Annotated in this window: 18 protein-coding genes, 1 tRNA gene and 4 pseudogenes; 12 read left to right on the top strand and 11 right to left on the bottom strand. The window is 66.0% G+C overall.

Features of this window, described 5'->3' with window-relative positions:
- Positions 1-323 precede the first annotated feature (323 nt).
- A pseudogene (gene recJ / locus QP181_RS18705) lies at positions 324-2,101 on the top strand (single-stranded-DNA-specific exonuclease RecJ).
- A gap of 61 nt (positions 2,102-2,162) precedes the next feature.
- A tRNA-Glu gene (locus QP181_RS18700) sits at positions 2,163-2,237 on the top strand.
- Positions 2,238-2,380: 143 nt separating this feature from the next.
- On the opposite strand, the gene QP181_RS18695 is transcribed toward QP181_RS18700, so the two are convergent.
- Genes QP181_RS18695 through QP181_RS18670 form a run of 6 tightly spaced genes read right to left on the bottom strand, consistent with a single transcriptional unit; the run spans position 2,381 to position 8,573 of the window.
- Positions 2,381-3,223 (bottom strand): HpcH/HpaI aldolase/citrate lyase family protein, encoded by an 843-nt coding sequence (locus tag QP181_RS18695; RefSeq protein ID WP_333929456.1) that lies wholly within the window; start codon positions 3,221-3,223, stop codon positions 2,381-2,383.
- Positions 3,220-3,672, bottom strand: coding sequence for a MaoC family dehydratase (locus QP181_RS18690; RefSeq protein WP_333929455.1), 453 nt, complete (start codon positions 3,670-3,672; stop codon positions 3,220-3,222). The genes QP181_RS18695 and QP181_RS18690 overlap by 4 nt, the downstream gene beginning before the upstream one ends.
- Positions 3,672-5,525, bottom strand: a complete 1,854-nt coding sequence (locus tag QP181_RS18685; protein WP_333929454.1) for an acetyl/propionyl/methylcrotonyl-CoA carboxylase subunit alpha — start codon at positions 5,523-5,525, stop codon at positions 3,672-3,674. Before QP181_RS18685 ends, QP181_RS18690 begins: the two co-directional genes overlap by 1 nt.
- Before the next feature lie 2 nt (positions 5,526-5,527).
- Entirely contained in the window at positions 5,528-5,803 is a 276-nt protein-coding gene (locus tag QP181_RS18680; RefSeq protein ID WP_165886499.1) for a barstar family protein, read from the bottom strand.
- 5 nt (positions 5,804-5,808) lie between these two features.
- A complete protein-coding gene (locus tag QP181_RS18675; protein WP_333929453.1) occupies positions 5,809-7,404 on the bottom strand; it encodes a carboxyl transferase domain-containing protein in 1,596 nt (531 codons plus the stop codon).
- The gene (locus QP181_RS18670; protein ID WP_333929452.1) at positions 7,404-8,573 is read right to left on the bottom strand and encodes an isovaleryl-CoA dehydrogenase; all 1,170 of its coding nucleotides are present in this window, start codon (positions 8,571-8,573) and stop codon (positions 7,404-7,406) included. The genes QP181_RS18675 and QP181_RS18670 overlap by 1 nt, the downstream gene beginning before the upstream one ends.
- A gap of 93 nt (positions 8,574-8,666) precedes the next feature.
- Between QP181_RS18670 and QP181_RS18665 the strand changes: the two genes are divergently transcribed.
- A complete protein-coding gene (locus QP181_RS18665) occupies positions 8,667-9,545 on the top strand; it encodes a LysR family transcriptional regulator (RefSeq protein ID WP_333929451.1) in 879 nt (292 codons plus the stop codon).
- Positions 9,546-9,597: 52 nt separating this feature from the next.
- Here the strand turns inward: QP181_RS18665 and QP181_RS18660 are convergent, their stop codons facing one another.
- Positions 9,598-10,626, bottom strand: a complete 1,029-nt coding sequence (locus tag QP181_RS18660; RefSeq protein ID WP_333929450.1) for a GlxA family transcriptional regulator — start codon at positions 10,624-10,626, stop codon at positions 9,598-9,600.
- A gap of 264 nt (positions 10,627-10,890) precedes the next feature.
- On the opposite strand from QP181_RS18660, the gene QP181_RS18655 reads away from it, so the two are divergent.
- From QP181_RS18655 to QP181_RS18645, 3 genes are all read left to right on the top strand, one after another.
- Entirely contained in the window at positions 10,891-11,718 is an 828-nt protein-coding gene (locus tag QP181_RS18655; protein WP_333929449.1) for an alpha/beta fold hydrolase, read from the top strand.
- 96 nt (positions 11,719-11,814) lie between these two features.
- Positions 11,815-12,165, top strand: coding sequence for an HD domain-containing protein (locus QP181_RS18650; protein ID WP_333929448.1), 351 nt, complete (start codon positions 11,815-11,817; stop codon positions 12,163-12,165).
- Entirely contained in the window at positions 12,143-12,508 is a 366-nt protein-coding gene (locus tag QP181_RS18645) for a hypothetical protein (protein ID WP_333929447.1), read from the top strand. Before QP181_RS18650 ends, QP181_RS18645 begins: the two co-directional genes overlap by 23 nt.
- An 80-nt stretch (positions 12,509-12,588) precedes the next feature.
- Here QP181_RS18645 and QP181_RS18640 read toward each other — a convergent pair whose 3' ends face one another.
- A complete protein-coding gene (locus QP181_RS18640; protein WP_333929446.1) occupies positions 12,589-13,869 on the bottom strand; it encodes an MFS transporter in 1,281 nt (426 codons plus the stop codon).
- Positions 13,870-14,081: 212 nt separating this feature from the next.
- On the opposite strand from QP181_RS18640, the gene QP181_RS18635 reads away from it, so the two are divergent.
- Together QP181_RS18635 and QP181_RS18630 are read left to right on the top strand one after the other, a co-directional pair.
- Positions 14,082-15,245, top strand: a complete 1,164-nt coding sequence (locus QP181_RS18635; RefSeq protein WP_333929445.1) for a metallophosphoesterase family protein — start codon at positions 14,082-14,084, stop codon at positions 15,243-15,245.
- A 79-nt stretch (positions 15,246-15,324) separates the two neighbouring features.
- Entirely contained in the window at positions 15,325-16,575 is a 1,251-nt protein-coding gene (locus QP181_RS18630; protein ID WP_333929444.1) for an arsenic transporter, read from the top strand.
- 49 nt (positions 16,576-16,624) lie between these two features.
- Here QP181_RS18630 and wrbA read toward each other — a convergent pair whose 3' ends face one another.
- On the bottom strand, positions 16,625-17,227 hold the full coding sequence (gene wrbA / locus QP181_RS18625; protein ID WP_132737817.1) for an NAD(P)H:quinone oxidoreductase: 603 nt from the start codon (positions 17,225-17,227) through the stop codon (positions 16,625-16,627).
- Positions 17,228-17,349: 122 nt separating this feature from the next.
- Positions 17,350-18,070 (bottom strand): annotated as a pseudogene (locus QP181_RS18620) (pirin family protein).
- Positions 18,071-18,310: 240 nt separating this feature from the next.
- Between QP181_RS18620 and QP181_RS18615 the strand changes: the two are divergent.
- The 3 genes from QP181_RS18615 (at position 18,311) to ctrA (ending at position 20,552) form a co-directional block, all read left to right on the top strand.
- Complete coding sequence (locus QP181_RS18615; protein ID WP_132896179.1) at positions 18,311-19,204, top strand: LysR family transcriptional regulator; 894 nt, start codon at positions 18,311-18,313, stop codon at positions 19,202-19,204.
- A 111-nt stretch (positions 19,205-19,315) separates the two neighbouring features.
- Positions 19,316-19,585, top strand: a complete 270-nt coding sequence (locus QP181_RS18610; RefSeq protein ID WP_333929442.1) for a hypothetical protein — start codon at positions 19,316-19,318, stop codon at positions 19,583-19,585.
- A 265-nt stretch (positions 19,586-19,850) separates the two neighbouring features.
- Positions 19,851-20,552 (top strand): response regulator transcription factor CtrA, encoded by a 702-nt coding sequence (ctrA, locus tag QP181_RS18605; RefSeq protein WP_055872989.1) that lies wholly within the window; start codon positions 19,851-19,853, stop codon positions 20,550-20,552.
- A 215-nt stretch (positions 20,553-20,767) separates the two neighbouring features.
- Here ctrA and QP181_RS18600 read toward each other — a convergent pair.
- A pseudogene (locus QP181_RS18600) lies at positions 20,768-22,193 on the bottom strand (phospholipase D-like domain-containing protein).
- Positions 22,194-22,292: 99 nt separating this feature from the next.
- Here QP181_RS18600 and dinB point away from each other — a divergent pair.
- Positions 22,293-23,373 (top strand): annotated as a pseudogene (gene dinB, locus QP181_RS18595) (DNA polymerase IV).
- Positions 23,374-23,387 lie beyond the last annotated feature (14 nt).

Genomic DNA, 23,387 nt, shown 5'->3' with positions numbered 1-23,387 from the left:
CGTTCGTCCTGAGTAGCCGTCGAGTAGCTGCGTAAGCAGCGTATCGAGACGGCGTATCGAAGGACAGGTGGGCGCGCAAAACACCTGCTTCGATACGCACCCTCGATACGCTTCTGCGAAGCTACTCGGTCGCTACTCAGCACGAACGGGTGGGATTAAAGGTCGTAACCCATAAACTTGTTTCCCCGCGAAGGCGGGGACCCAGACTGGACTCCCGCCTTCGCGGGAGAACAAGATGCGGGCGAGTCAGGCCGTGGAGCGAAGATCGCAACCACGTATCCCTCCCCGCTCGACAATCCCCCCGCAGCCACTACGTCCGAGGCATGACAGTTCTCGGCGTAACCTCTTCGATCCTCGGCCAACCCTGGCGCTGGCGCGCGCTCGCCGCCGATGCCCGTAATGACTCTGGCGGAGACGGCTTTGGCGTCGGCGGTTCGGGCGACGACCTCGTTACCCAGCTCCTGCTCGCCCGAGGCTGCCCCCGCAACGCGCTCGACGCGCACCGCACCCCCTCGATCCGCGCGTTCATGCCCGATCCGTCGATCTTCCGCGACATGGACCGCGCCGCCGAGCGCCTCGCCGACGCGGTCCAGACCGGCGAACAGGTCGCAATCTTCGGCGATTACGATGTCGACGGCGCCACCTCCGCCGCGCTGATGGTGCTGGTCCTGCGCGATCTCGGCATCGAGGCCCGCCCGTACATCCCCGACCGTCTACTTGAAGGCTATGGCCCCTCGGGCGAGGCGCTGGTCCGCCTCGCCGGCGAAGGCGCCACGCTGATCGTCACGGTCGACTGCGGCGCACAAGCCTTCGACGCGCTCGACGCCGCGCGCGACGCGAAGGTCGACGTGATCGTCATCGACCACCACAAATGCTCGACCGCGCTCCCGCACGCGCTGGCGCTGGTCAACCCCAACCGTCTCGACGAGACCGAGGGTGCGGCGCACGGCCACCTCGCCGCGGTCGGCATGTGCTTCCTCGCCGCCGCCGCGCTCGTCCGCACGCTCCGCGCCCGTGGCTTCTTCAAGGACCGCGCGGAGCCCAAACTGATCGACCTGCTCGACATCGTCGCACTCGGCACCGTCGCCGACGTCGCGCAACTACGCGGCCTCAACCGCGCGTTCGTCTCGCAGGGCCTGAAAGTCATGGGCGCGCGCAAGAACATCGGCGTCGCCGCGCTGATCGAAGCCTCGCGCCTGACGCGCAACCCGACCTGCACCGACCTCGGCTTTGCACTCGCCCCCCGCATCAACGCCGGCGGCCGCGTCGGTCGCGCCGATCTCGGTGTCCGTCTGCTCACCACACAGGACCCCGACGAAGCGCGCGCGATCGCCACCGAACTCGACCGTCTCAACGAAGAGCGCCGCGCAATCGAAACGGCCGTCCAAGAGGCTGCCGACCTCCTTTCCTGCCGGGACCGCGCCGTCGCCGTCGTCGCGGGTCACGGCTGGCACCCCGGCGTGATCGGCATCGTCGCCGGTCGCCTGAAAGAAAAACTCGGACGCCCGTCGATCGTCATCGCGATCGACGAGAACGGCATCGGCAAGGGCTCCGGCCGCTCGATCCCCGGCGTCGACCTCGGCGCAGCGGTCATGGCCGCACGCGAACACGGCCTGCTCGTCGCTGGCGGAGGCCATGCGATGGCCGCCGGCCTGACGATCAGCGAGGCCGCGATCCCCGCCTTCACCGACTTCCTCGAAGAGCGCCTCGCCGCCGCGGTCGAGCGCTGGAACGGCGACCGCGCGCTGCTGCTCGACGCGGTCTTGGCGGCGGGCGGCGTCAACCCCGGCCTCGTCGAATCGATGGAAGCCGGCGGCCCCTACGGCATGGGCTGGCCAGCCCCCGCGTCGCGATGGGCCCGGTCCGTGTCATCAAGGCGGATATCGTCGGCAACGGCCACGTCCGCACGATCGTCGCGGGCGACGACGGCCGCAGCATCAAGGCGATGGCCTTCCGCTCAGCCGAATCCGCACTCGGCCAGGCCCTGCTCGGTGCCGCCCCCCACCGCAAACTCTGGCTGGCGGGCCGCGCGAAGATCGACGACTGGTCCTCGCGCCCCTCGGCCGAGCTTCATGTCGAGGACGCAGCGTGGGCAGACTAAATTCTTGTATCGAAACGCTTGACGCCTCGCCCCCTTCCCCTTAGTCGGCCTCCACCACGCAGGCCCCTTCGTCTAGCGGTTAGGACGCGGCCCTTTCACGGCTGAAGCACGGGTTCGATTCCCGTAGGGGTCACCATCGGCTGAAAACAGGCGGTTTTGGTGAGTGAATTTAGAGCGGTTGCCCTCGACATCGGAATGATTTTGCTCCCGGTCTTCTGGCGGGCGGTTTCCGCGAATTACTGTCAAGGACATGCTGCGACCACACGGGAATCGTGCCGTCTACGTTGCGCGGTCGAGTATCCGCCGTGCCTGCTTTAGATGTGGTGCGTCCACCATCCGACCATCGATCTGCAATGCGCCCGCCTCCGGCTGTGCAGCGAACGCAGCGACGATCTCTCGCGCGTGTGCGATCTGCGCCGCATCGGGCGTGAAGGCAGCGTTGATCGTCGCCACCTGCGCCGGGTGGATCGCCATCATGCCCGTAAAACCATCGCGCGCCGCGCGCTTCGCATATGCCGCCAGCCCCTCGACATCGCGAAACGCGGGGTAGACCGTCTCGATCGCCGATACCTCAGCCGCATGCGCGCCGAACAGCGCGAGCGACCGCACCATCTCATACGGCGCGGTATAGCGGCCGTCGTCCTCGCGCGAGGTCGCCGCACCGATCGCGGCGGGCAGGTCCTCCGCCCCCCAGGTCAACCCGGCGAGCGCCACGCCACACCCAGCATAGCTGCCGAGTTGGAAGATCGCGGCCGGGGTCTCGGTCGCGATCGGCAGGATCGGCGTGTCGATCCCTGCCTCGGTTAGCCGCTCTGCCAGCAAGCGAACGCTGGCCGCCCCTTCCGCCTTGGGCAGCACGATTGCGTCCGGCGACAGGCCGCGCAGCGCCACAAGGTCTTCGCTGCTCAGATCGGTATCGAGCGGGTTGATCCGAACGAATACCGCGACCCCGCCACGCTCCGCGCGCAACCGCGCCGCGACCGCCGCCCGCGCGACGTCCTTGGCCGATGCCGCCACCGAATCCTCGAGATCGAGGATCAGCGCGTCGGCACCACTGGCCGCGGCCTTGTCGAACCGTTCGGGCCGATCGCCCGGCACGAACAGCAGCGATCGCAGCCTCATGCCGGCGACCGCTTGATCAGCGCGCTGCGCAGGCACTGGCACACGATCTCGTCGCGCTGGTTGAGCAGGCGGTGCGCGAAGGTGACGATCCCCGCATCGGGTCGCGACCGGCTTTCCTTGAGCGCATGCACCTCGGTCTCGGCGCGCAGCGTGTCGCCGATGAACACCGGCTTCGGCATCACGAGTTTGTCGTAGCCAAGGTTGGCGACCAGCGTGCCGAGCGTGGTGTCGCCGACCGACAGCCCGACCATCAGTGCGAAGGTGAAGGTACCGTTGACCAGGATTTGGCCGAACTCGCTAGCGCGCGCGGCCTCCGCGTCGAGGTGCAAGGGCTGCGGGTTGTGAGTCATCACCGTGAACAGCAGATTGTCGGTCTCGGTCACGGTGCGGCGGATCTCGTGGACGATCGTGTCGCCGACCGTCCAGTCGTCGTAAAAACGCCCGGCCATCATTCGCTCCCCTTATCGATGCGCGCGAGCATCGTGCCTTCGGATACCTGCGCGCCTTCGGTTACCTTCAGTTCGGCGACGACGCCATCGAACGGCGCGAGCAACGCCTGCTCCATTTTCATCGCCTCCAGCACCAGCATCCGCTGGCCCTTGGTCACCGCCTGCCCGTCCTCGACCAGTACAGCGATGACGCGGCCCGGCATGGGCGCCAGGATCGCACCATCGCCCTCGCCCGCCCCGGCGATATGGTCGGCACGGCGCGGACCGAACGGCCATGCCTCGCCGTCGAGGAACAGCACGCCGTCCGCAACGACCGCCGCCGACGCCTGGTCGCCGGTGACGAGATACGGCTTTCCCGCAACCTCGACCGTAATCTGCGAGGACGGCGCCGCATTGGTGCGGAACCCACGCAGGCTGGTCCAGGGATCGCCGTTCACGGCAGGCAGGATAGCCGCCGCTGCCGCCGCCAGTACGGCCGGCGAAGGCTCTGTCGCCGAGATCAGCGCATCGGCATGACGCTCGATGAACCCGGTATCAACCCGCCCCGCGACGAAATCGGGATGCGCCGCCGCACGCGCCAGGAACGCGGCGTTGGTCCTGACCGGCCAGACCTGCGTACCGCGCGCCGCCGCCGCCAGCTTGCCAGCCGCTTCGCGCCGCGTCGCCCCGTGGACGATCAGCTTGGCGATCATCGGATCGTAATAGGGCGTAACCTCACCGCCTTCCTCGACACCGCTATCGATGCGGACGTCGGCGGGAAAGCGCAGCCGGTCGAGCGGCCCGGTCGACGGCAGGAACCCGGTGCTCGGGTTCTCGGCATAGAGCCGTGCTTCCATCGCCCAGCCGGTGATCGACAGCTCGTCCTGCCGCTTCGGCAGAGGTTCGCCGCTCGCGACGCGCAACTGCCACTCGACCAGGTCCTGCCCGGTGATCGCCTCGGTCACCGGATGCTCGACCTGGAGCCGCGTGTTCATCTCCATGAACCAGATGCGGTCGGCGCGCAGGCCGTCCGATCCGTCGGCGATGAACTCGATCGTTCCCGCGCCGACATAGTCGACCGCACGCGCCGCCTTCACCGCCGCCTCGCAGACCGCGGCGCGCGTCGCGTCATCCATGCTGGGTGCGGGGGCTTCCTCGATCACCTTCTGGTGGCGGCGTTGCAGCGAACAGTCGCGCTCGAACAGATGGACCGCCTGCCCGTGCGTGTCGCCGAACACCTGCACCTCGATATGCCGCGGCGAGAGGATGTATTTCTCGATCAGCACCTGCGTGTTGCCGAACGACGCCGCGGCCTCGCGCTTGCAGCTCTCCAACATCTCGGCGAAGTCGCCCGCGGCATCGACCTTGCGCATGCCCTTGCCACCGCCGCCCGCCACCGCCTTGATGAGCACCGGATAGCCGATCGCGTCGGCCTCCGCTTGCAAGCGCTCAGGTGACTGGTCCGCCCCGAGATAACCCGGCGTGACCGGCACACCCGCGGCGATCATCCGTTCCTTGGCGGCGTCCTTCAGCCCCATCGCGCGGATCGCCGCGGGCGGCGCACCGACCCAGACGAGACCGGCGGCGATCACGCTCTCGGCGAACTCGGCATTCTCCGACAGGAAGCCGTAGCCGGGGTGGATCGCCTCCGCACCGGTGGTGCGCGCCGCCTCCAGCAGGCGGTCCTGCCGCAGATAGCTGTCGGTCGCCGCCGCGGTGCCGATGCACACCGCCTCGTCGGCCTCGCGCACGAACGGCATGCCTGCATCGACGTCGGAATGCACCGCGATCGTGCGGATGCCGAGCCGTCGTGCGGTGCGGATGATGCGGCGGGCGATCTCGCCGCGATTGGCGATAAGGAGACTCTGGATCATGCTTAACTCTCCAGTCGCAGGGCGACGGCGTCGGTGCCACGTTCGGCGACCGCGTCCAGGATGACGGTGACGATACGGTCGAACCGCGCGCCGATCGTCGCGCGCGCCGCTGCGGCGTTGACGATGTGCAGGCGGATCGGCGGCGCGACGACTGCTACGAGCAGATCGAACAACGCGTCGAGACTGCCGCCATACCACTCCACGCCCGACGCCTCGCGGATCAGCGTATGGAAGGCCGCTTCGTCGGCGACCGTCGCGCCGTCGATGGTCAGGTCCATGCCCATCACATCCGGAACAGGCCGAACTGCGCGCGCTCGGGGATCGGCGCGTTCAGCGTGGCGGAAAGGGCGAGACCGAGCACATCGCGGGTCTGCGCGGGGTCGATGATACCGTCGTCCCACAGCCGCGCGGTGGCGTAATAGGGATTGCCCTCGTCCTCGTATTTCTGGCGGACCGGCGCCTTGAAGGCCTCGGCCTGCTCAGGCGTCCAGCTGTCCGCGTCGCGGTGGACGGTCGCCAGCACGCTCGCCGCCTGCTCGCCGCCCATTACCGAGATCCGCGCATTGGGCCAGGTGAACAGGAAACGCGGGGCAAACGCACGCCCGCACATCCCGTAATTGCCCGCGCCGAAGCTGCCGCCGATCAGCACGGTGATCTTTGGCACCGACGCGGTCGCCACCGCCGTCACCAGCTTGGCGCCGTTCTTGGCGATCCCCTCCGCCTCGTATTTGCCGCCGACCATGAAGCCGGAGATGTTCTGGAGGAACAGCAACGGCACGCGGCGCTGGCAGGCGAGCTCGATGAAATGCGCCCCCTTCAGAGCGGATTCGGAAAACAGCACGCCGTTATTGGCAAGGATCGCGACCGGCATCCCCCAGATCTTTGCGAACCCGCACACCAACGTGGTGCCGTACAACGCCTTGAACTCGTGGAACTCGGAGCCGTCGACGATCCGCGCGATCACTTCGCGCACGTCATACGGCGCGCGAACGTCCTGCGGCACGATCCCGTACAGCTCCGCCGGATCGTATTTGGGTGCGCGCGGGGTGGCGATCTCGACATCGACAGACTTCGGACGGTTCAGCGTCGCGACGATATCGCGGACGATCAGCAGCGCGTGTTCGTCATTCTCCGCGACATGATCGACCACGCCCGACTTGCGGCCATGCGTTTCCGCGCCGCCCAGTTCCTCGGCGGAGATCACCTCGCCCGTCGCCGCCTTCACCAGCGGCGGGCCGGCGAGGAAGATCGTCCCCTGGTTGCGGACGATCACGCTCTCGTCCGACATCGCCGGCACATAGGCGCCGCCCGCGGTGCAGCTTCCCATCACGCAGGCGATCTGCGCGATCCCCTCCGCGGACATCTGCGCCTGGTTGAAGAAGATCCGGCCGAAGTGATCGCGGTCGGGAAACACCTCCGCCTGATGCGGCAGATTGGCGCCGCCGCTATCGACCAGATAGATGCACGGCAGGCGGTTTTCGCGCGCGATCTCCTGCGCGCGCAGATGCTTCTTCACGGTCATCGGGTAATAGGCGCCGCCCTTCACGGTGGCGTCGTTCGCGACGATCATGCACTCGCGCCCCGACACGCGACCGATCCCGGCGATCATCCCCGCACCGGGCGCGCCGTCGTCGTACATGCCGTTCGACGCCAGCGCGCCGACCTCCAGGAACGGCGAACCCGGATCGAGCAACCGCTCGACGCGGTCGCGCGGCAACAGCTTCCCGCGTGACACATGCCGCGCACGATGCTGTTCCGACCCACCCAAGGCGGTCTTCGCGATGGTCGCGCGCAGCGTCTCCGCCAGCGCCCGGTTATGCGCGGCGTTCGCCTGGAACGCCTCGGACGTCGCATCGACCTGTGTCGTGAGCGTCGGCATTACTGGGCCTTAGGCGCGTCGTGGCCGATCAGCTCGCGCCCGACCAGCATCCGGCGGACCTCGTTCGTCCCCGCACCGATATCGAGCAGCTTCGCGTCCCGCCAATAGCGCTCGACCGGCCAGTCCTTGGTATAGCCCGCCCCGCCCAGCGCCTGGATCGCCTCGTTCGCGACCTTCACGGCGTTCTCGGACGCCAGCAGGATACAGCCCGCGGCATCGAACCGCGTCGTCTGACCCGCGTCGCACGCCTTGGCGACCGCATAGACGTACGCGCGAGACGAATTGAGCGCGACGTACATGTCCGCGATCTTCGCTTGCATCAGCTGGAACTCGCCGATCGGCCGTCCGAACTGCTTCCGCTCGCGAACGTAAGGAAGCACCACGTCGAGACAGGCCTGCATGATCCCGAGCTGGATGCCCGACAACACGACGCGCTCGTAATCCAGCCCCGACATCAGCACGCCGACGCCGCCGTTGAGCGGGCCCATCACTTGGCTCTCCGCCACGAAGCAATCGTCGAACACGAGTTCGGCGGTCGGCGACCCACGCATCCCGACCTTGTCGATTTTCTGCCCGATCGAAAAACCCACGAAATCCTTCTCGATCAGGAACGCGGTGATGCCCTTCGATCCCGCATCGGGGATCGTCTTGGCGTACACGACCAAAGTGTCGGCATACGTCGCGTTGGTGATCCAGAACTTGGTGCCGTTCAGCCGCCAGCCGCCCTCGACCTTGTCCGCGCGCAGCTTCATCGACACGACGTCCGAGCCTGCGCCCGCTTCCGACATGGCAAGGCTGCCGACATGCTCGCCGGAGATCAGCTTGGGCAGGTATTTCGCCTTCTGCTCGGGCGACCCCCAGCGGCGGATCTGGTTGACGCACAGGTTCGAATGCGCGCCATAGCTGAGCCCGACCGATGCGGACGACCGGCTGATCTCCTCGCACGCGATCAGATGCTCGAGATAGCCAAGCCCGAGCCCGCCATCCTTTTCCTCGACGGTGATGCCATGCAGCCCGAGCGCGCCCATTTCGGGCCATAGCTCGCGGGGAAAACGGTCCTCGGCATCGATGCGCGCCGCGATCGGCTCGATCCGGTCGAGCGCGAACCGCCGCGTGGTGTCGCGGATCGTGTCGGCCATCTCGCCGAGCCCGAAATTCAGGTCTGCCATCATCATCTCCTGTCGATCTTTTGACGACTATCTACGGGATTGCCCGATCGCTGGAAAATTGAAAGATCGCGATCAACGCTATAGATAATGCCTATGATCGATCGTTATCATCTGCGGTATTTCCTATCCGTCATCGATACCGGCAACTTCTCGCGCGCGGCGGCGGCCTGCAACGTGTCGCAGCCTACTTTGTCGGTCGGGATCGCCAAGCTCGAAACCGCGCTGGGCCACCCGCTGTTCAACCGCACCAACCGACGCGTCGCGCTGACCGATGCCGGCGCGCGGCTAGTCTCCCATGCCCGCACGATCGAGGCGACCTTCGCCGCTGCCGAGCGCGAGGTGGTCGGCACGCCAACCCAGCAGACGCTGCGGCTCGGCGTGCTGGCGACGACGCCACGTCGCTGGATCGAGGATTTCCTCCGCGAGCATCGGTCGCGTGGCGCGGGCAGCCAGATCGAGATCGTCGAGGGCAAGGAGCGCGACCTGCGCGAGCGGCTCGCGCGCGGCCGGATCGACGTCGCCTTGATGCTCCTGCGCGATGGCGACGATTACGCCAGCCAACGGCTCTTTACCGAGGGCTACAGCCTCGCTCTCGGCACCGCGCACCCGCTCGCGGGTCGCGACGTGATCCGTGCGGAGGAGCTCGGCAACGACCCGATGATCGTACGTCGCCACTGCGAACTGCTGCCCGAGACCAGCCGCTTCTTTACGACGCGGGGCGTGCGCCCGGTGTTCGCGTCGCGCACGACCAGCGACGACAAGGCGCTGAGCTATGTCCGCGCGGGCCTCGGCATCACGGTGATGCCCGATTGTTTCGGCGAGCCCGGCATCGTCCGAGCACATCTTGAGGGCTTCGACTTCACCCGCGACATCGGCCTCGTCTTCGCCCCGCACGCCGACCCGAACGAGCTCGCGCAATCTCCCACGATCACGGCGCTGGTCGCAGCGGTTCATCCCGACGAAACGCGCTGACTATCGGCAGGTCGAGCACCCTGCCCCGATCCGTGCGACCATGCATTGGCGTTCAGGGCTGCAAGCCGGCGGTGTGACCAAATCGCTTTCGATAGTCCCGCGGGCTCAACCCCATCAGTTTGGAAAATGTCAGGCGGAACGACCCCGGATCGCCATACCCGACATCATACGCGACCTGGTTGATCGGCGTCGTCGTCGTCTCCAGCATCTCCCGGGCCTTTTCGATCCGCAGGCGCTGGTGATATTCGTTCGGCCGCAACCCCGTGGCCCCGTGGAACCGCCGCGCGAACGTACGCAATTCGAGCCCCGACCAACCAGCCATGTCGGTGACGCTCGCCTTGAGCGGGCCGCGCGCATGCAAATGCCGCTGCGTCTTCAGGATCGCGGCATCGCCGTGTCCCATCTCGGGCGAGAAGGTGCTGTAGAAGCGCTGCTCCCGCCCCGGCGGATCGATCATCATGAAGCGCGCGGTCTCCATCATCGCGACAGCACCCAGCAAGCGCCGGACGACGACGAGCCCGAGGTCGGTCCATGCCATCACCCCGCCGACCGTGATCAGGTCGTCCTCCTCGGTCAGCAACGCGTCGAAATCGACCTGCACGGTGGGGAACATCGTCGCCAGATCGGGTGCGCAGATCAGGTGCGTGGTGGCGCGACGTCCGTCGAGCAGCCCCGTCTGCGCCAACAGGAACGTCCCGCCACAGATCGATCCTAGCACCGCCCCCGCCGCATGACGCGCCGTGAGCCAGTCCGACCATTTGCGGTCGGTCTCGATACCCAGCGCAGCGGTCTCGCACGGAGGAATGATGATGACGCTAGGCATGTCCGGTTGGATAGCTGCGCCTGTAACTGTGATCGCGTCGGGGACCGTATCGAAGGTCCGCATGATCCCGCCGGCGCCGGTATCGGCGAAGTGGCTGAGCCGAACGACCGGCGCATCCACGCCCAGACGCACCCGGCTCAGATCGTCGGTGATCCGGAACAGGTCGGTCAGCCCGTGGACGATGCCGAGCATGACCTTGTCCCGCACGACGATGGCGATCTCCACGGGTCGGGGCGCGCGGATGGTTCGGGTCGTCATTTGTCAGTTTTCCCCCGCGTTTTGTCAGTTCGGCCCGTCACGCCCGTAATAGACGCAAGTTAATACACCCATGGCGGCAACACGCCGACACTATTCGGGGATCACACCATGCCGACGCCCAAGCATTCAGGAATACAGCCGCTTCTCAGTGGGTCGCGTCGCGATATTCTTTTGGGAACCGCGATCATATCCGCGCTCGCGCTTGGTAGCGAAAGCATGGCCGGTCCGCTGAAACACGGTCAACACGCTGCAGGAGACAAGACCATGAGCACGATCACCGTCAAGGATGGCACCGAAATCTTCTACAAGGAATGGGGCGCGGGGCAGCCGATCGTGTTTCATCATGGCTGGCCGCTCAGTGGCGACGACTGGGACACGCAGATGATGTTCTTCTCGCAGCAGGGCTATCGCGTGATCGCGCATGATCGTCGCGGACATGGCCGGTCGAGCCCGGCATCCAGCGGCAACGATATGGATACCTATGCCGCCGACGTCGCTGCGGTCACCGCGCATCTGGGTTTGCGCAATGCCATCCACATCGGTCACTCGACAGGCGGTGGCGAGGCGATCCGCTATGTCGCGAAATACGGCAGCAACGGCCGCGTCGCCAAGGCGGTGCTGATCGGCGCGATCCCGCCGCGGCTCACGCGGTCGCCGACCAACCCCAATGGCGTGCCTCCCGAGGCGATCGACGGCATCCGCGCCGGCACCACCGCCAATCGCGCGGACTTCTACAACGGGTTCGCGACCGGCCCGTTCTACGGTTTCAACCGCGCCGGCGCGAAAATCCTTCCCGCCGTCTCCGCCAACTGGATGCGGCAGGCGATGGTCGGCGACATCAAGGCGCAATATGACTGCATCACCGCGTTCGCCGACACCGACTTCACCGCCGATCTGCAATCGATCGACCAGCCCGTGCTGATCCTGCACGGCGAGGACGACCAGGTCTGCCCGATCGACACGACCGGGCGGATGGCGGTCAAGCTGCTCAAGAACGGCTCGATCAAGACCTATCCCGGCTATCCGCACGGCATGGCAACGATCCACGCCGATGTGCTGAACCCGGATATCCTGGCGTTCATCCGTAGCTGAGCGGGACGGCGGACGGGTTATTCCCCCGTCCGCCAACCGACAGATCCTGTTCGTCCATCACGCCGCCGCGTTGCGCGGGCGCGCGGGAGACTCGCCATGTCCTCGACCCTGCCAGACGCCGCGATCCTCGCGGTCGTATCCGACCCGCTATCGCACGGCCAGCTACGCGCCCGGTTCGCCGATCTCACCGAGACACCGGCAATCCTGAAGGCGTTCGACTTCGCACGTGATCGCATGTCACCGGTGCTGTTCAACCACGTCACCCGATCCTGGATATTCGCGGCCAAGATCGGCGCGCGGCGCAACGAACCGTTCGACGCCGAGATCGTCGCAGTGACCACCCTGCTCCACGACCTGGGCTTTACTGCGCACGGTAAGGGCCCACACCAGTTCGAGGTCAACGGCGCCAACCTCGCGCGCGTTCGTGCGCGACCTGGGATTCGATGATCGCCGCGCGCAGCTCGTATGGGATGGGATCGCGCTGCACGTCACCCACTCGATCAGCCTGTTCAAGGAGACCGAAGTCGCCTTGTCGTCGCGCGGCATCGGCGTGGATTTTGGAACCGCCGACTACGCCACGCTGGATCCGGCCGAGATCGCCGCGGTGATCGATGCGGTCCCTCGGCTCGACTTCAAGACCGAGTTCGCCAGTTGCGCAATCGCCATGGCAACAACCCAGCCGGAGTCGACCTACGACACCTTTATCCGCGACTTCGGCGACCGCTATCTCCCCGATCACCACGCCCCGTCATGGGTGGACGCGATCGCCGCCGGCCCTTTTGCGGAATAACTGCCCCTGCCCCGGGGCTCTCATCACGCTCGGACACGCGGGCCGAGCCGCTAAAGCGCGAAGCCAACCACGATCCACGTTTAGGACGTGAGCTTGTCCTTGGTCTCGGGCATCGCCAGCACGTACAGCCCCAGCCCCAGCGCGGCGATCGTCGCCAGCGTCAGGAAGCTGGCGGTATAGCCCGCCCAGACGATGATTGCGCCCGCCAGAGTCGCCGACAGCGCCGCGCCCAAACCCTGCGCACTCGCCACTGCGCCCTGGCTGACGTTGAAGCGGCCGGTGCCCTTGGTCAGGTCGGCGATCACAACCGGGAACAACGCGCCGAAGATCCCTGCGCCGACGCCGTCCATCGCCTGCACGCCGACCAGCCACCATGGATTGTCCGACACGGTGTAGAGCGCACCGCGCGCGGCGAGAAATGCGAAGGCGACCAGGAACAGCGGCTTGGTCCCCCAGCGATCGGTATTGCGCCCGACCACGATCGCGACCGGCACCATCACCAGCTGTGCCGCGACGATGCATGCGGCGGTGAGCGAGGTCGCCTGATCCTTGCCGACGGTCCGCGCGAGCAGCTGGCTGACCGAGGTCAGCATCGCCGCGTTGGCGAGGTGGAACAGGAACGCGGTAAGCGCGAAGATCATCAGCGGCTTGTTCTCGAGCAAGGCCTTCCACCCGCTCGGCTGCTCGCAATCGTCGTCGCCCTCGTCGGGTTCGCAATCGAGCCCGCGCGCGACCGCATTGTCGATATCCTCGTTCTTCAGGCGCGACGCACTGATGATGCTGGCCACGGTCAACCCGCCCATCAGCCAGAACACGACGACCGGGCCGAACTTCCAAGCTAGAACGCCTGCCAGCGCCGCCGAGACCGCGTTGCCGGCGTGGTTGAACGCCTCGTTGCGGCCGACGCGCTTGGCGAACAGCTTGGGTCCGACCAGCCCGAGCGTGATCGCCGAGATCGCGGGGGCGAACACCGCGCCGGCGATCGCCGCGATCGACTGCGTCACGGCGACCGCGGTAAAGCCGCTGACGACCGGCAGCGAGATGCTGCTGAGCGTGACGAGCAACGCAGCGATCATCACGATCCGGGGTTTGTTCTTGGCGCGGTCGATCAGGCTGCCGGCCGGCGTCTGCGAGATCAGCCCGACGATCCCGGCGATCGTCAGGATCGCACCGACGGTCGCCTCGTTCCAGCCATGCGCGGGCCCACGCACCGCGATAAGGTAGATCGCCAGATACGGCCCGAGACCATCGCGGACGTCGGCCAGGAAGAAGTTCAGCGCGTCGAGGGTCCGCGTGGGGACCTTGCCGGACTGCCCGCTTCCACTTGTGATTTCGGGCGCCTTGTCCGCGGTTATGGCCATCAAGAGTCCTTCGAAGTCGCTTTTCGTCGAGCGCTAAAGATCTGGCCGGCGGCAAAGTTTCCGACGCCGAAGAATATATACGATCTGCTTTTCTCAAATGATCTCTTAGGTTAAACCGAAACTGAACGAGTAGGTTCAGGTTCAAATCATGAAGAAAATGTCACGGAACGATGCCTTCATCGTTGCGCTTGGCTGCGAACGGCAGAAATGACTTGAAAGCAACTATAATGGCAGGATGCCTGACCTGGATTCACTTTGGCGACCTGCATGTCGACGACGCCGATGGGTATGAAGGACTGTCGCGATTTCGCGCACTTGTGGCGACGGCGCAGGCGCATATGGGTCGGGGGCCTGAGGGCAGCGCCGTCGATTTCGCATTCCTGCCGGGCGACAATGCCAATCACGGGACGGACGACCAATATGCGCGGATCGCCGACGCGATGACCGGGCTGTCGCTTCCCTGGCATGTGCTGGCAGGCGATCATGATTTCGAACCCGGCGGCCTGACCGCGATGCATGCGATCACGACCAACTTGGCGCCCTATGCCGTCACGATGAACGGCTATCGTTGCTTGTTCCTCGATATCGTATCCGCCGGTGACGGTGGCCCCGACTTCCGGATCGACCCCGACCAGCGGCGGTGGATCGAACGCGAACTGAGCGCCGCGACCGCCGCCGGTTTGCGCAGCGCCGTGTTCATGCATGCGTATCCAGGTGATCTGCGCGACGACCCGGACGGGATTGCCGGGCTGTTCGCCGCACACCGCGTCGCGTTCGTCGATACCGGGCACACGCATTACAACGAGCTGCTCAACGATGGCCGCGTCGTCTATGGCGCGACGCGCTCGACCGGCCAGATCGAAGAGGGCGCACCGGGGTTCTCGGTCGTAACGCTCGACGACGGCGTGCCGAGCTGGCGGTTCCAGGCGATCGACGATCCGTGGCCTTTAGTGCAGATCACCGCGCCCGCCGATCGTCGGCTGATCACCGATCCGGATCACTTAGGCCATGTCCCGAACGGGTCCTTCGTCGTCCGTGCCAAGATCTTCGGCCACCCTGCCCCGACCCAAGCCTTCGCCCGGCTCGACGATGGCGTCGCGGTCGCGATGACGCGCAACGAAGCGGGGCTGTGGGAGGCGACGATCGACGGTGCCGCCGATGGTCTCCACCGGCTGACAGTCCGCAGCGATGGCGGTGAGGACGTGATCGAGATTCTCGTCCGCGCGCCTCGGCCCGTCGACCGCCTCGGACCACCGCGTCTCAAGCGCAATCCGCCAACTGCCCTGGGCCGCGACGTCCACGCCATTGGCGCATGGCCTGAGCGTGGGATCGACGGTGCGCAGCGTGGCCCGAACAAGAACGGCCTGGACTGGTGATCCGCATGACGAGCGACCATGCTCTAGCCGCACGACCGATGGTTTCTAACGGGGTACCCCATACGTGACACACCCCGACATGGTGGCCCGGTACGCGATCTGGGCGATCTGCTTCATCGCGACGTTCGGCGTCATTACCCGGCCGTTCAAGCTTCCCGAAGCGGTGTGGGCCGTGACCGGCGCGGTCGTGCTCATCGTGTTCGGCCTGCTGCCGATCGGCGATGCGTGGACCGCAGTGCTGAAAGGCGGCGACGTCTATCTGTTCCTGATCGGCATGATGCTGCTGTCCGAGGTGGCGCGCGCGGAAGGGCTGTTCGACTGGGTCGCGGTGCACGCCGTCCGGATGGCGAAGGGTTCGACCAGCCGGCTTTTCGCGCTGGTGTTCGGCGTCGGCATCGTCGTCACGACGTTCCTGTCGAACGATGCGACCGCGGTCGTGCTCACCCCGGCGGTCTATGCTGCGGCGAAGAAGGCGAAGGCGGATCCGCTGCCGATGCTGTTCGCGTGCGCGCTGATCGCCAATGCGGCGAGCTTCGTGCTGCCGATCTCGAACCCCGCCAATCTCGTTCTGTACGGTGGCAAGATGCCGACGCTCGGCGCGTGGATGGCGTCGTTCGCATTGCCATCGGTGATGGCGATCGGCGTGACGTTCGCGATGTTGCGCTGGGTCGAGCGCGAGCGGCTGGGCGGAACGTGCGAGACCGACGTAGAAACCACCACGCTACCACGTGGCGGGCTGGTCGCGCTCGGCGGGATCGTCGCGACCGCGGTGCTGCTGATCGTCGCGTCGGCGCGCGGCTATGATCTCGGGCTGCCGACGTGCCTGGCGGGCATCGCGACCACCGCGGCGATCTGCATTGGTGGCCGCAAATCGCCGGTGACGACGTTGCGATCGGTGTCGTGGGCGGTGCTGCCGCTCGTCGCGGGGCTGTTCGTACTGGTCGAGGCGCTGGCGAGCACCGGCGTGATCGCGATGCTTGCGCGCTGGCTGGCGGAAGGTGCCGCTAATTCGCCTGCCGCAACGGCCGGGGTTGCCGGGACGATCCTGGCGTTCGCATCGAACCTGATGAACAACCTGCCCGCCGGACTGATTGCGAGCACCACGCTAGGCCAGGCACATGTCCCGCAGATCGTCACCGACGGGTTGCTGATCGGCGTCGACATCGGACCTAACCTGTCGATCACCGGCTCGCTGGCAACAATCCTGTGGCTCACCGCGATCCGTCGCGAAGGCGAGGATGTCGGCTTCTGGCGCTTCCTGAAGGTGGGCGCGGTTGTCATGCCACCCGCCCTGTTCGCCGCGCTGGGCGCGCGCCTGCTGATCGGCTGATCGCAAGCGCGAAACGACGCGGGCGTTGTCGCCCGCGTCGCGTCTCGGTTCAGGCGCTCAGCTTGGCCGCGGTCTCGGCGATCCGCTTGCCCTGGTAGCGGGCGCCATCGAGCTCTTCCTTGCTCGGCATGCGGCTGCCGTCGCCGTCCGAGATCGTCGTCGCACCGTAGGGCGAGCCGCCCTTGACCGTGTCGACGCCCATCTGCGCCTGGAAGCCATAATCGAGCCCGACGATCGTCATGCCGTGATGGATCAGGTTGGTGATGATCGAGAACAACGTCGTTTCCTGGCCGCCATGCTGGCTCGCGGTCGAGGTAAACGCACCGCCGACCTTGCCGATCAGCGCGCCCGAGAACCACTGGCCACCGGTCGTGTCCCAGAACTGCGCCATCTGCGCGGGCATCCGGCCGAAGCGGGTCGGCGCACCGACGATGATCGCGTCATACTGCTCGAGCGCGGCGGGGCCTTCGATCTCGGCGTGCGCGGTATCGGTCTTGAAATGCGCGGCCTCGACTACCGATTGCGGTGCGGTTTCGGCGACGCGGCGGATATCGACCTCGGCACCACCGGCGCGCGCGCCCTCGGCGACGGCATCCGCCATCTGCTCGATATGGCCGTAGGACGAGTAATACAGCACGAGAACCTTGGTCATTGTCAGTCTCCTAGAAAGTCCGTCACCCCAGCGGACGCTGGGGTCTTCATGAGGCGAGTGCGGCGGCCCGAACCGGGATACCCCAGCGTTCGCTGGGGTGACGGTTAGGTCGCCGCGCGAGTTTATTCCGAGTCGACCAGAACGATCTCGGCATCATCCTGTGCCGTGATCGTGACAGTCTGACCGCCCAGCAACGCCGCGCCGTCGCGTGCGCCGAACGCTTCGTCGCCGATCGTGATCGCGCCGGTCGCGGGCACCAGATACACGTGCCGCCCCTCGCCGATCGCATAGTCGACGCTGTCGCCGGCCTTCAGCGTCGCCGCCAGGACACGGGCATTCGCGCGGATCGGCAACGCATCGCCGTCCCCCTCGAACCCACTCGCGAGCGTCACGAACTGGCCCGAGCGCTCGCCCTTCGGGAACGGCTTGGCACCCCAGCTCGGCGAGCCACCTTTACGCGACGGCTCGATCCAGATCTGGAAGATCGTCGTCGTCTCAGGCTCGAGGTTATACTCGGCATGGCGGACGCCGGTGCCCGCGCTCATCACCTGGACGTCACCCGCCTCGGTGCGGCCCTTGTTGCCGAGCGAGATCCTGATGCGTGATCGCGCCGCTGCGGACATAGGTGATGATCTCCATGTCCTGGTGCGGATGGGGCGGGAAGCCCGAGTTCGCAGCGATCTGGTCGTCGTTCCACACCCGGATCGCGCCCCAGCCCATCCGCGCGGGGTCATAGTAGCTGGCGAACGAGAAATGGTGGCGCGCATTAAGCCAGCCGTGATCGGCATGGCCGAGGCTTTCGAAGGGGCGGCGGTCGATCTTGGTCATCGTCGTGGTCGTCATGAAATGTCTCCACTGGTTGCAGCCAAGATAAGCGCGGCGATAGGAACGTAAATAGAAACGCTGGAAACCGATCGTTTCGGTGCTAGCGTGGCGTCGGTCAGATCAACCACCCCGGCGAAGGCCGGGGCCCAATTGGAAAGGTCGAGATAACGGAGGACTGCGCTTCGTTATCGCCGTCTCTCAATTGGGCCCCGGCCTCCACCGGGGTGGTACATCTATGATGTTTGCGGAGCCCTCCTGATGCGCCTGCCCGATCTCGAAGCCTGGGCGATCTTCGCCAGCGTCGTCGAGCATCGCTCGTTCAGCGCCGCCGCCGATGCGATCGGGCTGAGCAAGGCGACCGTGTCGAAGGCGATCACCCGGCTGGAGGCGCATCTCGGTCAGTCGCTGTTCCACCGTACCTCGCGCAGGCTCGCGCTGACCGAAGCCGGCAAGCCGCTCGCCGAGCACGCCGCGCGCATCCTGGCCGAAGCGCGGCTTGCGGAGGAATCCGCCAACGACGCGGCCAGCGCGCCAACCGGCCGCGTCCGCCTCGCCGCGCCGATGAGCTTCGGCATCACCAACGTCGCGCCACTGCTCGCCGAATTCCTCGCCGCGCATCCCGGGATCGAGGTCGACCTGCATTTGTCGGACGCGCGCGTCGACATCGTCGCCGAGGGGTTCGACGTCGCACTGCGTATCGCCGAACTCCCCGACAGTTCGCTCCGCGCGCGCAGGCTCTGCACGATCCAGGCGCATCTCGTCGCAGCGCCACGCTATCTCGAAGCCCATGGTACGCCGACACATCCCGCGCAACTCGGCGAACACAAGCTGTTCGGCTATTCCAACGTCGTCGGACCCTGGCGCTTTCAAGGCCCAGGCGGCGCGGAGGTTTCGGTGCGCGCGCACGGGCCGTTGACCGCCAACAGCGGTGAGGCGATCATACCGGCGTTGGTCGCAGGGCTCGGTATCGCGCGACTCCCCGATTTCATCATCGACGCGTATCTCGCCACGGGCGCGCTCACGACGATCCTGTGCGACTGGGCGCCTGCCCCGATCGGGTTACATCTTCTGACCCCACCCAGTCCGCTCCGCCCCGCACGTGTCGAAGCACTGATAGAGTTCCTGACGCGGCGACTGCGCGACCCGCTCTGAACGCACCGCATGCGCGGCTGCGGTTCAGCGGCGCGCCTCGTCCCGGCCCCGGCTCGCCCTGACGCGGCCCAGGGCTCACTCAGATTCAGATCGGCATCCTTATGCGGCGACGTGCCGTTCCTGGTGCCGCTTCAAATCGACGTCGGCGCCGAGCGTCGATATGCGCGCAACCGCCAGCGATCGAGATTTTCCTTGTCCACCATCGTTACCGCCGCCGACTATGAGCGGCTGGCCGACGCGGAGCTCAATGCCGCCGCGACTGCCGATACCCTCTCCCAACGTCGGGCGCATCTTGATCAGGCATCGGTCTACGCGACGCTCAGCGAAACGACTCGCCATGACGTCGACCGACAGGTCGACCGACAGACAGCACGCGGTTGATGAAATAATTGCCGATGCCGCGGCACGTTTCGCGTCACGGTGCGGGCTCGCCTGGAATTGTTCGGCAACCTCGCCGCAGTGCCGATCCGCCGGGCGGCTACATTTCCCCTGCACCAAAGCGCGCTTCGATTTCGCCCACCACCGTACAGGGCCTTGAGCCTTAGTTCGAAATTAACCTTTTGCCTTCAGATGTTGTGTGGTTAATAAATCGAAGTCGAGCTGCTGACATGGGGTGTCGGGCGGTCTCGCGAAAAGGGGACGACGCATGCGGGTGCTGCTGATCGAGGACGAGCCGACCACGGCGAAGGCTATCGAGCTGATGCTGACGACCGAAGGGTTCAACGTCTACATCACCGATCTCGGGGAAGAAGGCCTCGATCTGGGCAAGCTGTATGATTACGACATCATCCTGCTCGACCTCAACCTGCCTGACATGCACGGCTATGACGTGCTCAAGCGCCTGCGAGTCGCGCGCGTGTCGACGCCGGTATTGATCCTGTCGGGCGTGAACGAGATGGACTCGAAGGTGCGCAGCTTCGGCTTCGGCGCCGACGATTACGTCACCAAGCCGTTCCACCGCGAGGAGCTGGTCGCGCGCATCCACGCCGTCGTCCGCCGCTCCAAGGGGCACAGCCAGTCGGTCATCCGCACCGGCAAGCTGGCGGTCAACCTCGACGCGAAGACGGTCGAAGTCGATGGCAGCCGCGTTCATCTGACCGGCAAGGAATATGCGATGCTGGAGCTGCTCTCGCTCCGCAAGGGCACGACCTTGACCAAGGAAATGTTCCTCAACCATCTCTATGGCGGGATGGACGAGCCGGAATTGAAGATCATCGACGTGTTCATCTGCAAGCTGCGCAAGAAGCTCAGCCTGGCATGCGATGGCGAGAATTACATCGAGACCGTCTGGGGTCGCGGCTATGTGCTGCGCGAACCCGACGAGGTGCTCGAAGCACAGGTCGCGTAACTCCCCAGTTTTCGGGAGCGCTAGAGGCTGCGGTACCGGGGGTGCCGCGGCCTTTTGTGGGTTTCGGGGACTTCGCTTTATCCTCCCCCGCCAGGGGGAGGTGGCTGGCGCTTGCCAGTCGGAGGGGGAGGACATGGAACAGAGGTTGCGCAGGCCTCCCCCTCCGTCACCTTCGGTGCCACCTCCCCCTTGCGGGGGAGGATTAGGCGTTGCCCTTACTTCTTCCGCCGCAACCGCCGGAACAGGCCGCGCTTGCTGAGCGACTCGAACATCTCCTCCGGCCCTTCGGGATCGAGCACCTCGTTGTCGGCCAGCCACTCCTCGACCGACGTCAGATCGGGCACCTCATAGGGCCGTACCGTCTTGCCTTCGCCGCGCAGCCGCTCGATCGTTTCGATCAGTGAGCCCGTCTCGGCGATCAGATCGGTCACCACCGATACCTCCACACCGAGATGTTCCGCGATCAGCCCATCGCGAATCGCCGCAATGCCCTGCGACGTCGCTTCGTCGCTGGCGCGGATTGCGAGGTCGCATTCGGTATCGAGCCGCAGCGAGCGGTTGTTCATGTTCGAAGAGCCGAGCCGGAACACGTCCTCGTCGGCGATCAGGATCTTGGCATGGCAATAGATCGCCTCGCCCCCCGCGGTGTACGGATGATACATCCGCAGCCGGTTATACGTGTCGCGCCGGTGCAGCGCCTCCATCAGTCGCGCGTGCGGTATCCATCGCGATCGGTTCGAGCCAGCCTTGCGCGGTGGTCGGATTGATGATGACGATCTCGGGGCCGTTGGCTTCGCCGAGCCGCTTGGCGACTGCCTCGGCGATCTTCCGCGACGCGAAATACTGGCTCTCGATGTACAGATGCCGCTTTACGCGGGCGATCTGGCCCAGGAACAGCGCCTCACTCTCGTAGACCGGCTCCTGGTCCGACATTTCGGGTTCGCTGCGCGCGATCGCGACGTCGACGTCGTGGAAATCGACCTCCAGCCCCTCGGGCCAGCTCTTCCCGCCCGGCTTGCCTACCGCCATCTTCATCCCGCCGGCCAGATGCCAACGGCGACGGAACAGCTCGCCCAGCGCATGCGCGATCGGGCCTTGCACCGCGCTGATCGCGTCGTGCCACGGCTTGTACGGCTTGCCGGAGGGCTGGACGCGGTGCGGCTCGTCGTCGCGGTGATCGCGCGTGTCCCAGCGATCGCCGGTCATGTCGATCCCGCCGCAGAACGCCAGCGCATCGTCGATGATGACGATCTTCTGGTGATGCGACGCCGCGGTCGGATGATGCCCATCGAGCTTGGTGTGGATGCGCGGATGTTTCATCCACTTCATCATCGTGAAAATCGTCGAGCCGCGGAACAGCGACTTGATCGCGCCGGTATCCCAGCGCAGCACAAACACTTCGAGCTCGGGCTCGCGCTCGACCAACCACAGCATGAATTCGCCGAGCTTCTTCGGTTCGCCGGGCCGCGCGACGCCAGGTTCGAGCTCGATGCGGGCGTCGAAATCCCAGCCGATCAACAGGATACGGCGCTTTGCCCCCATCATGGCGACACGTGCGGTCCGGAAATACTTCTCCGCATCGACGATCACCGCCATCTGTTCGGCGCGTTCGACCCGCCAGCATTCCGTCCCGACCTGCATTCGCGTCCCTTCGTTGCCCGTCGGCAGTACCCGCGGCCGCGCGATTGGTTGCGGATGCACCCTGTATCGCCGCCCCTCACGCGCCTATCTAACGCGCTGATGCTTCCTCCTACCCAGCCTCCCGCGCAGCGCAAGGTGATCCATGTCGACATGGATGCCTTCTACGCATCGGTCGAGCAGCGCGACGATCCCTCGCTGAAGGGCAGGCCGGTGGCGGTCGGTGGATCGCGCGCGCGGCGTGGTCGCAGCGGCAAGCTACGAAGCCCGCGCGTTCGGCGTACGCAGCGCGATGCCCTCCGTAACCGCGATCCGGCGCTGTCCCGACCTGGTATTCGTGCCGCCGCGGTTCGACGTGTACCGCGGCGTGTCCGACCAGATCCGCGCGATCTTCGCCGACTACACCGCGCTGGTCGAACCGCTGTCGCTCGACGAGGCGTATCTCGACGTGACCGAGGATATCCGCGGCCTTGGAACCGCGGCGGCGATCGCGGAGGAAATCCGCGCCAGGATCAAGGCGGATACCGGACTGACCGCGTCCGCCGGGGTGAGCTACAACAAGTTCATCGCCAAGCTCGCCTCGGATCAGAACAAGCCCGACGGGATGTGCATCATCACGCCAAAACGCGGCGCTGCGTTCGTCCAGTCGTTGCCGGTCAAGCGGTTCCACGGCGTCGGACCGGTCACCGCGCAGAAGATGGAGCGGCTGGGGATCCTCACGGGCGCCGACCTGTTCGCGCAGACGCTGACGTTCCTTCAGGCACATTTCGGGAGCTATGCGGACTATCTCTACGGCGCGGCGCGCGGCATCGACCATCGCCCGGTGCGGGTCGATCGCGCGGCGAAATCGGTCGGTGCCGAACGCACCTTCGAGACCAATCTTACCACCGCGGAAGACCTCCGCGCGGCGCTTCACCGCGTGGCGGATGCGGCATGGGTGCGGATCGAACGGCACGGGACGCGCGGGCGCACGATCACGCTGAAACTCCGCCACGCCGATTTTCGTACGATCACCCGCGCCAGATCGTCGCAGGCTGCAGTGACCAACAAGGCGGCGTTCCTTGCAGCGGGACTCGAACTGCTGATGGCGCAACTGCCGGTACCCGACGGCGTGCGGCTGCTCGGCCTGACGCTATCCGGAATCATGGGCGACGACGACGAGGTGCAACCAAGCCTGTTGTGACCTGTTCGAGCCGG

The organism is Sphingomonas sp. LR55, assembly GCF_036856015.1.
GTDB lineage: Bacteria > Pseudomonadota > Alphaproteobacteria > Sphingomonadales > Sphingomonadaceae > Sphingomonas.
This window is presented reverse-complemented; position numbering and strand designations above follow the sequence as displayed.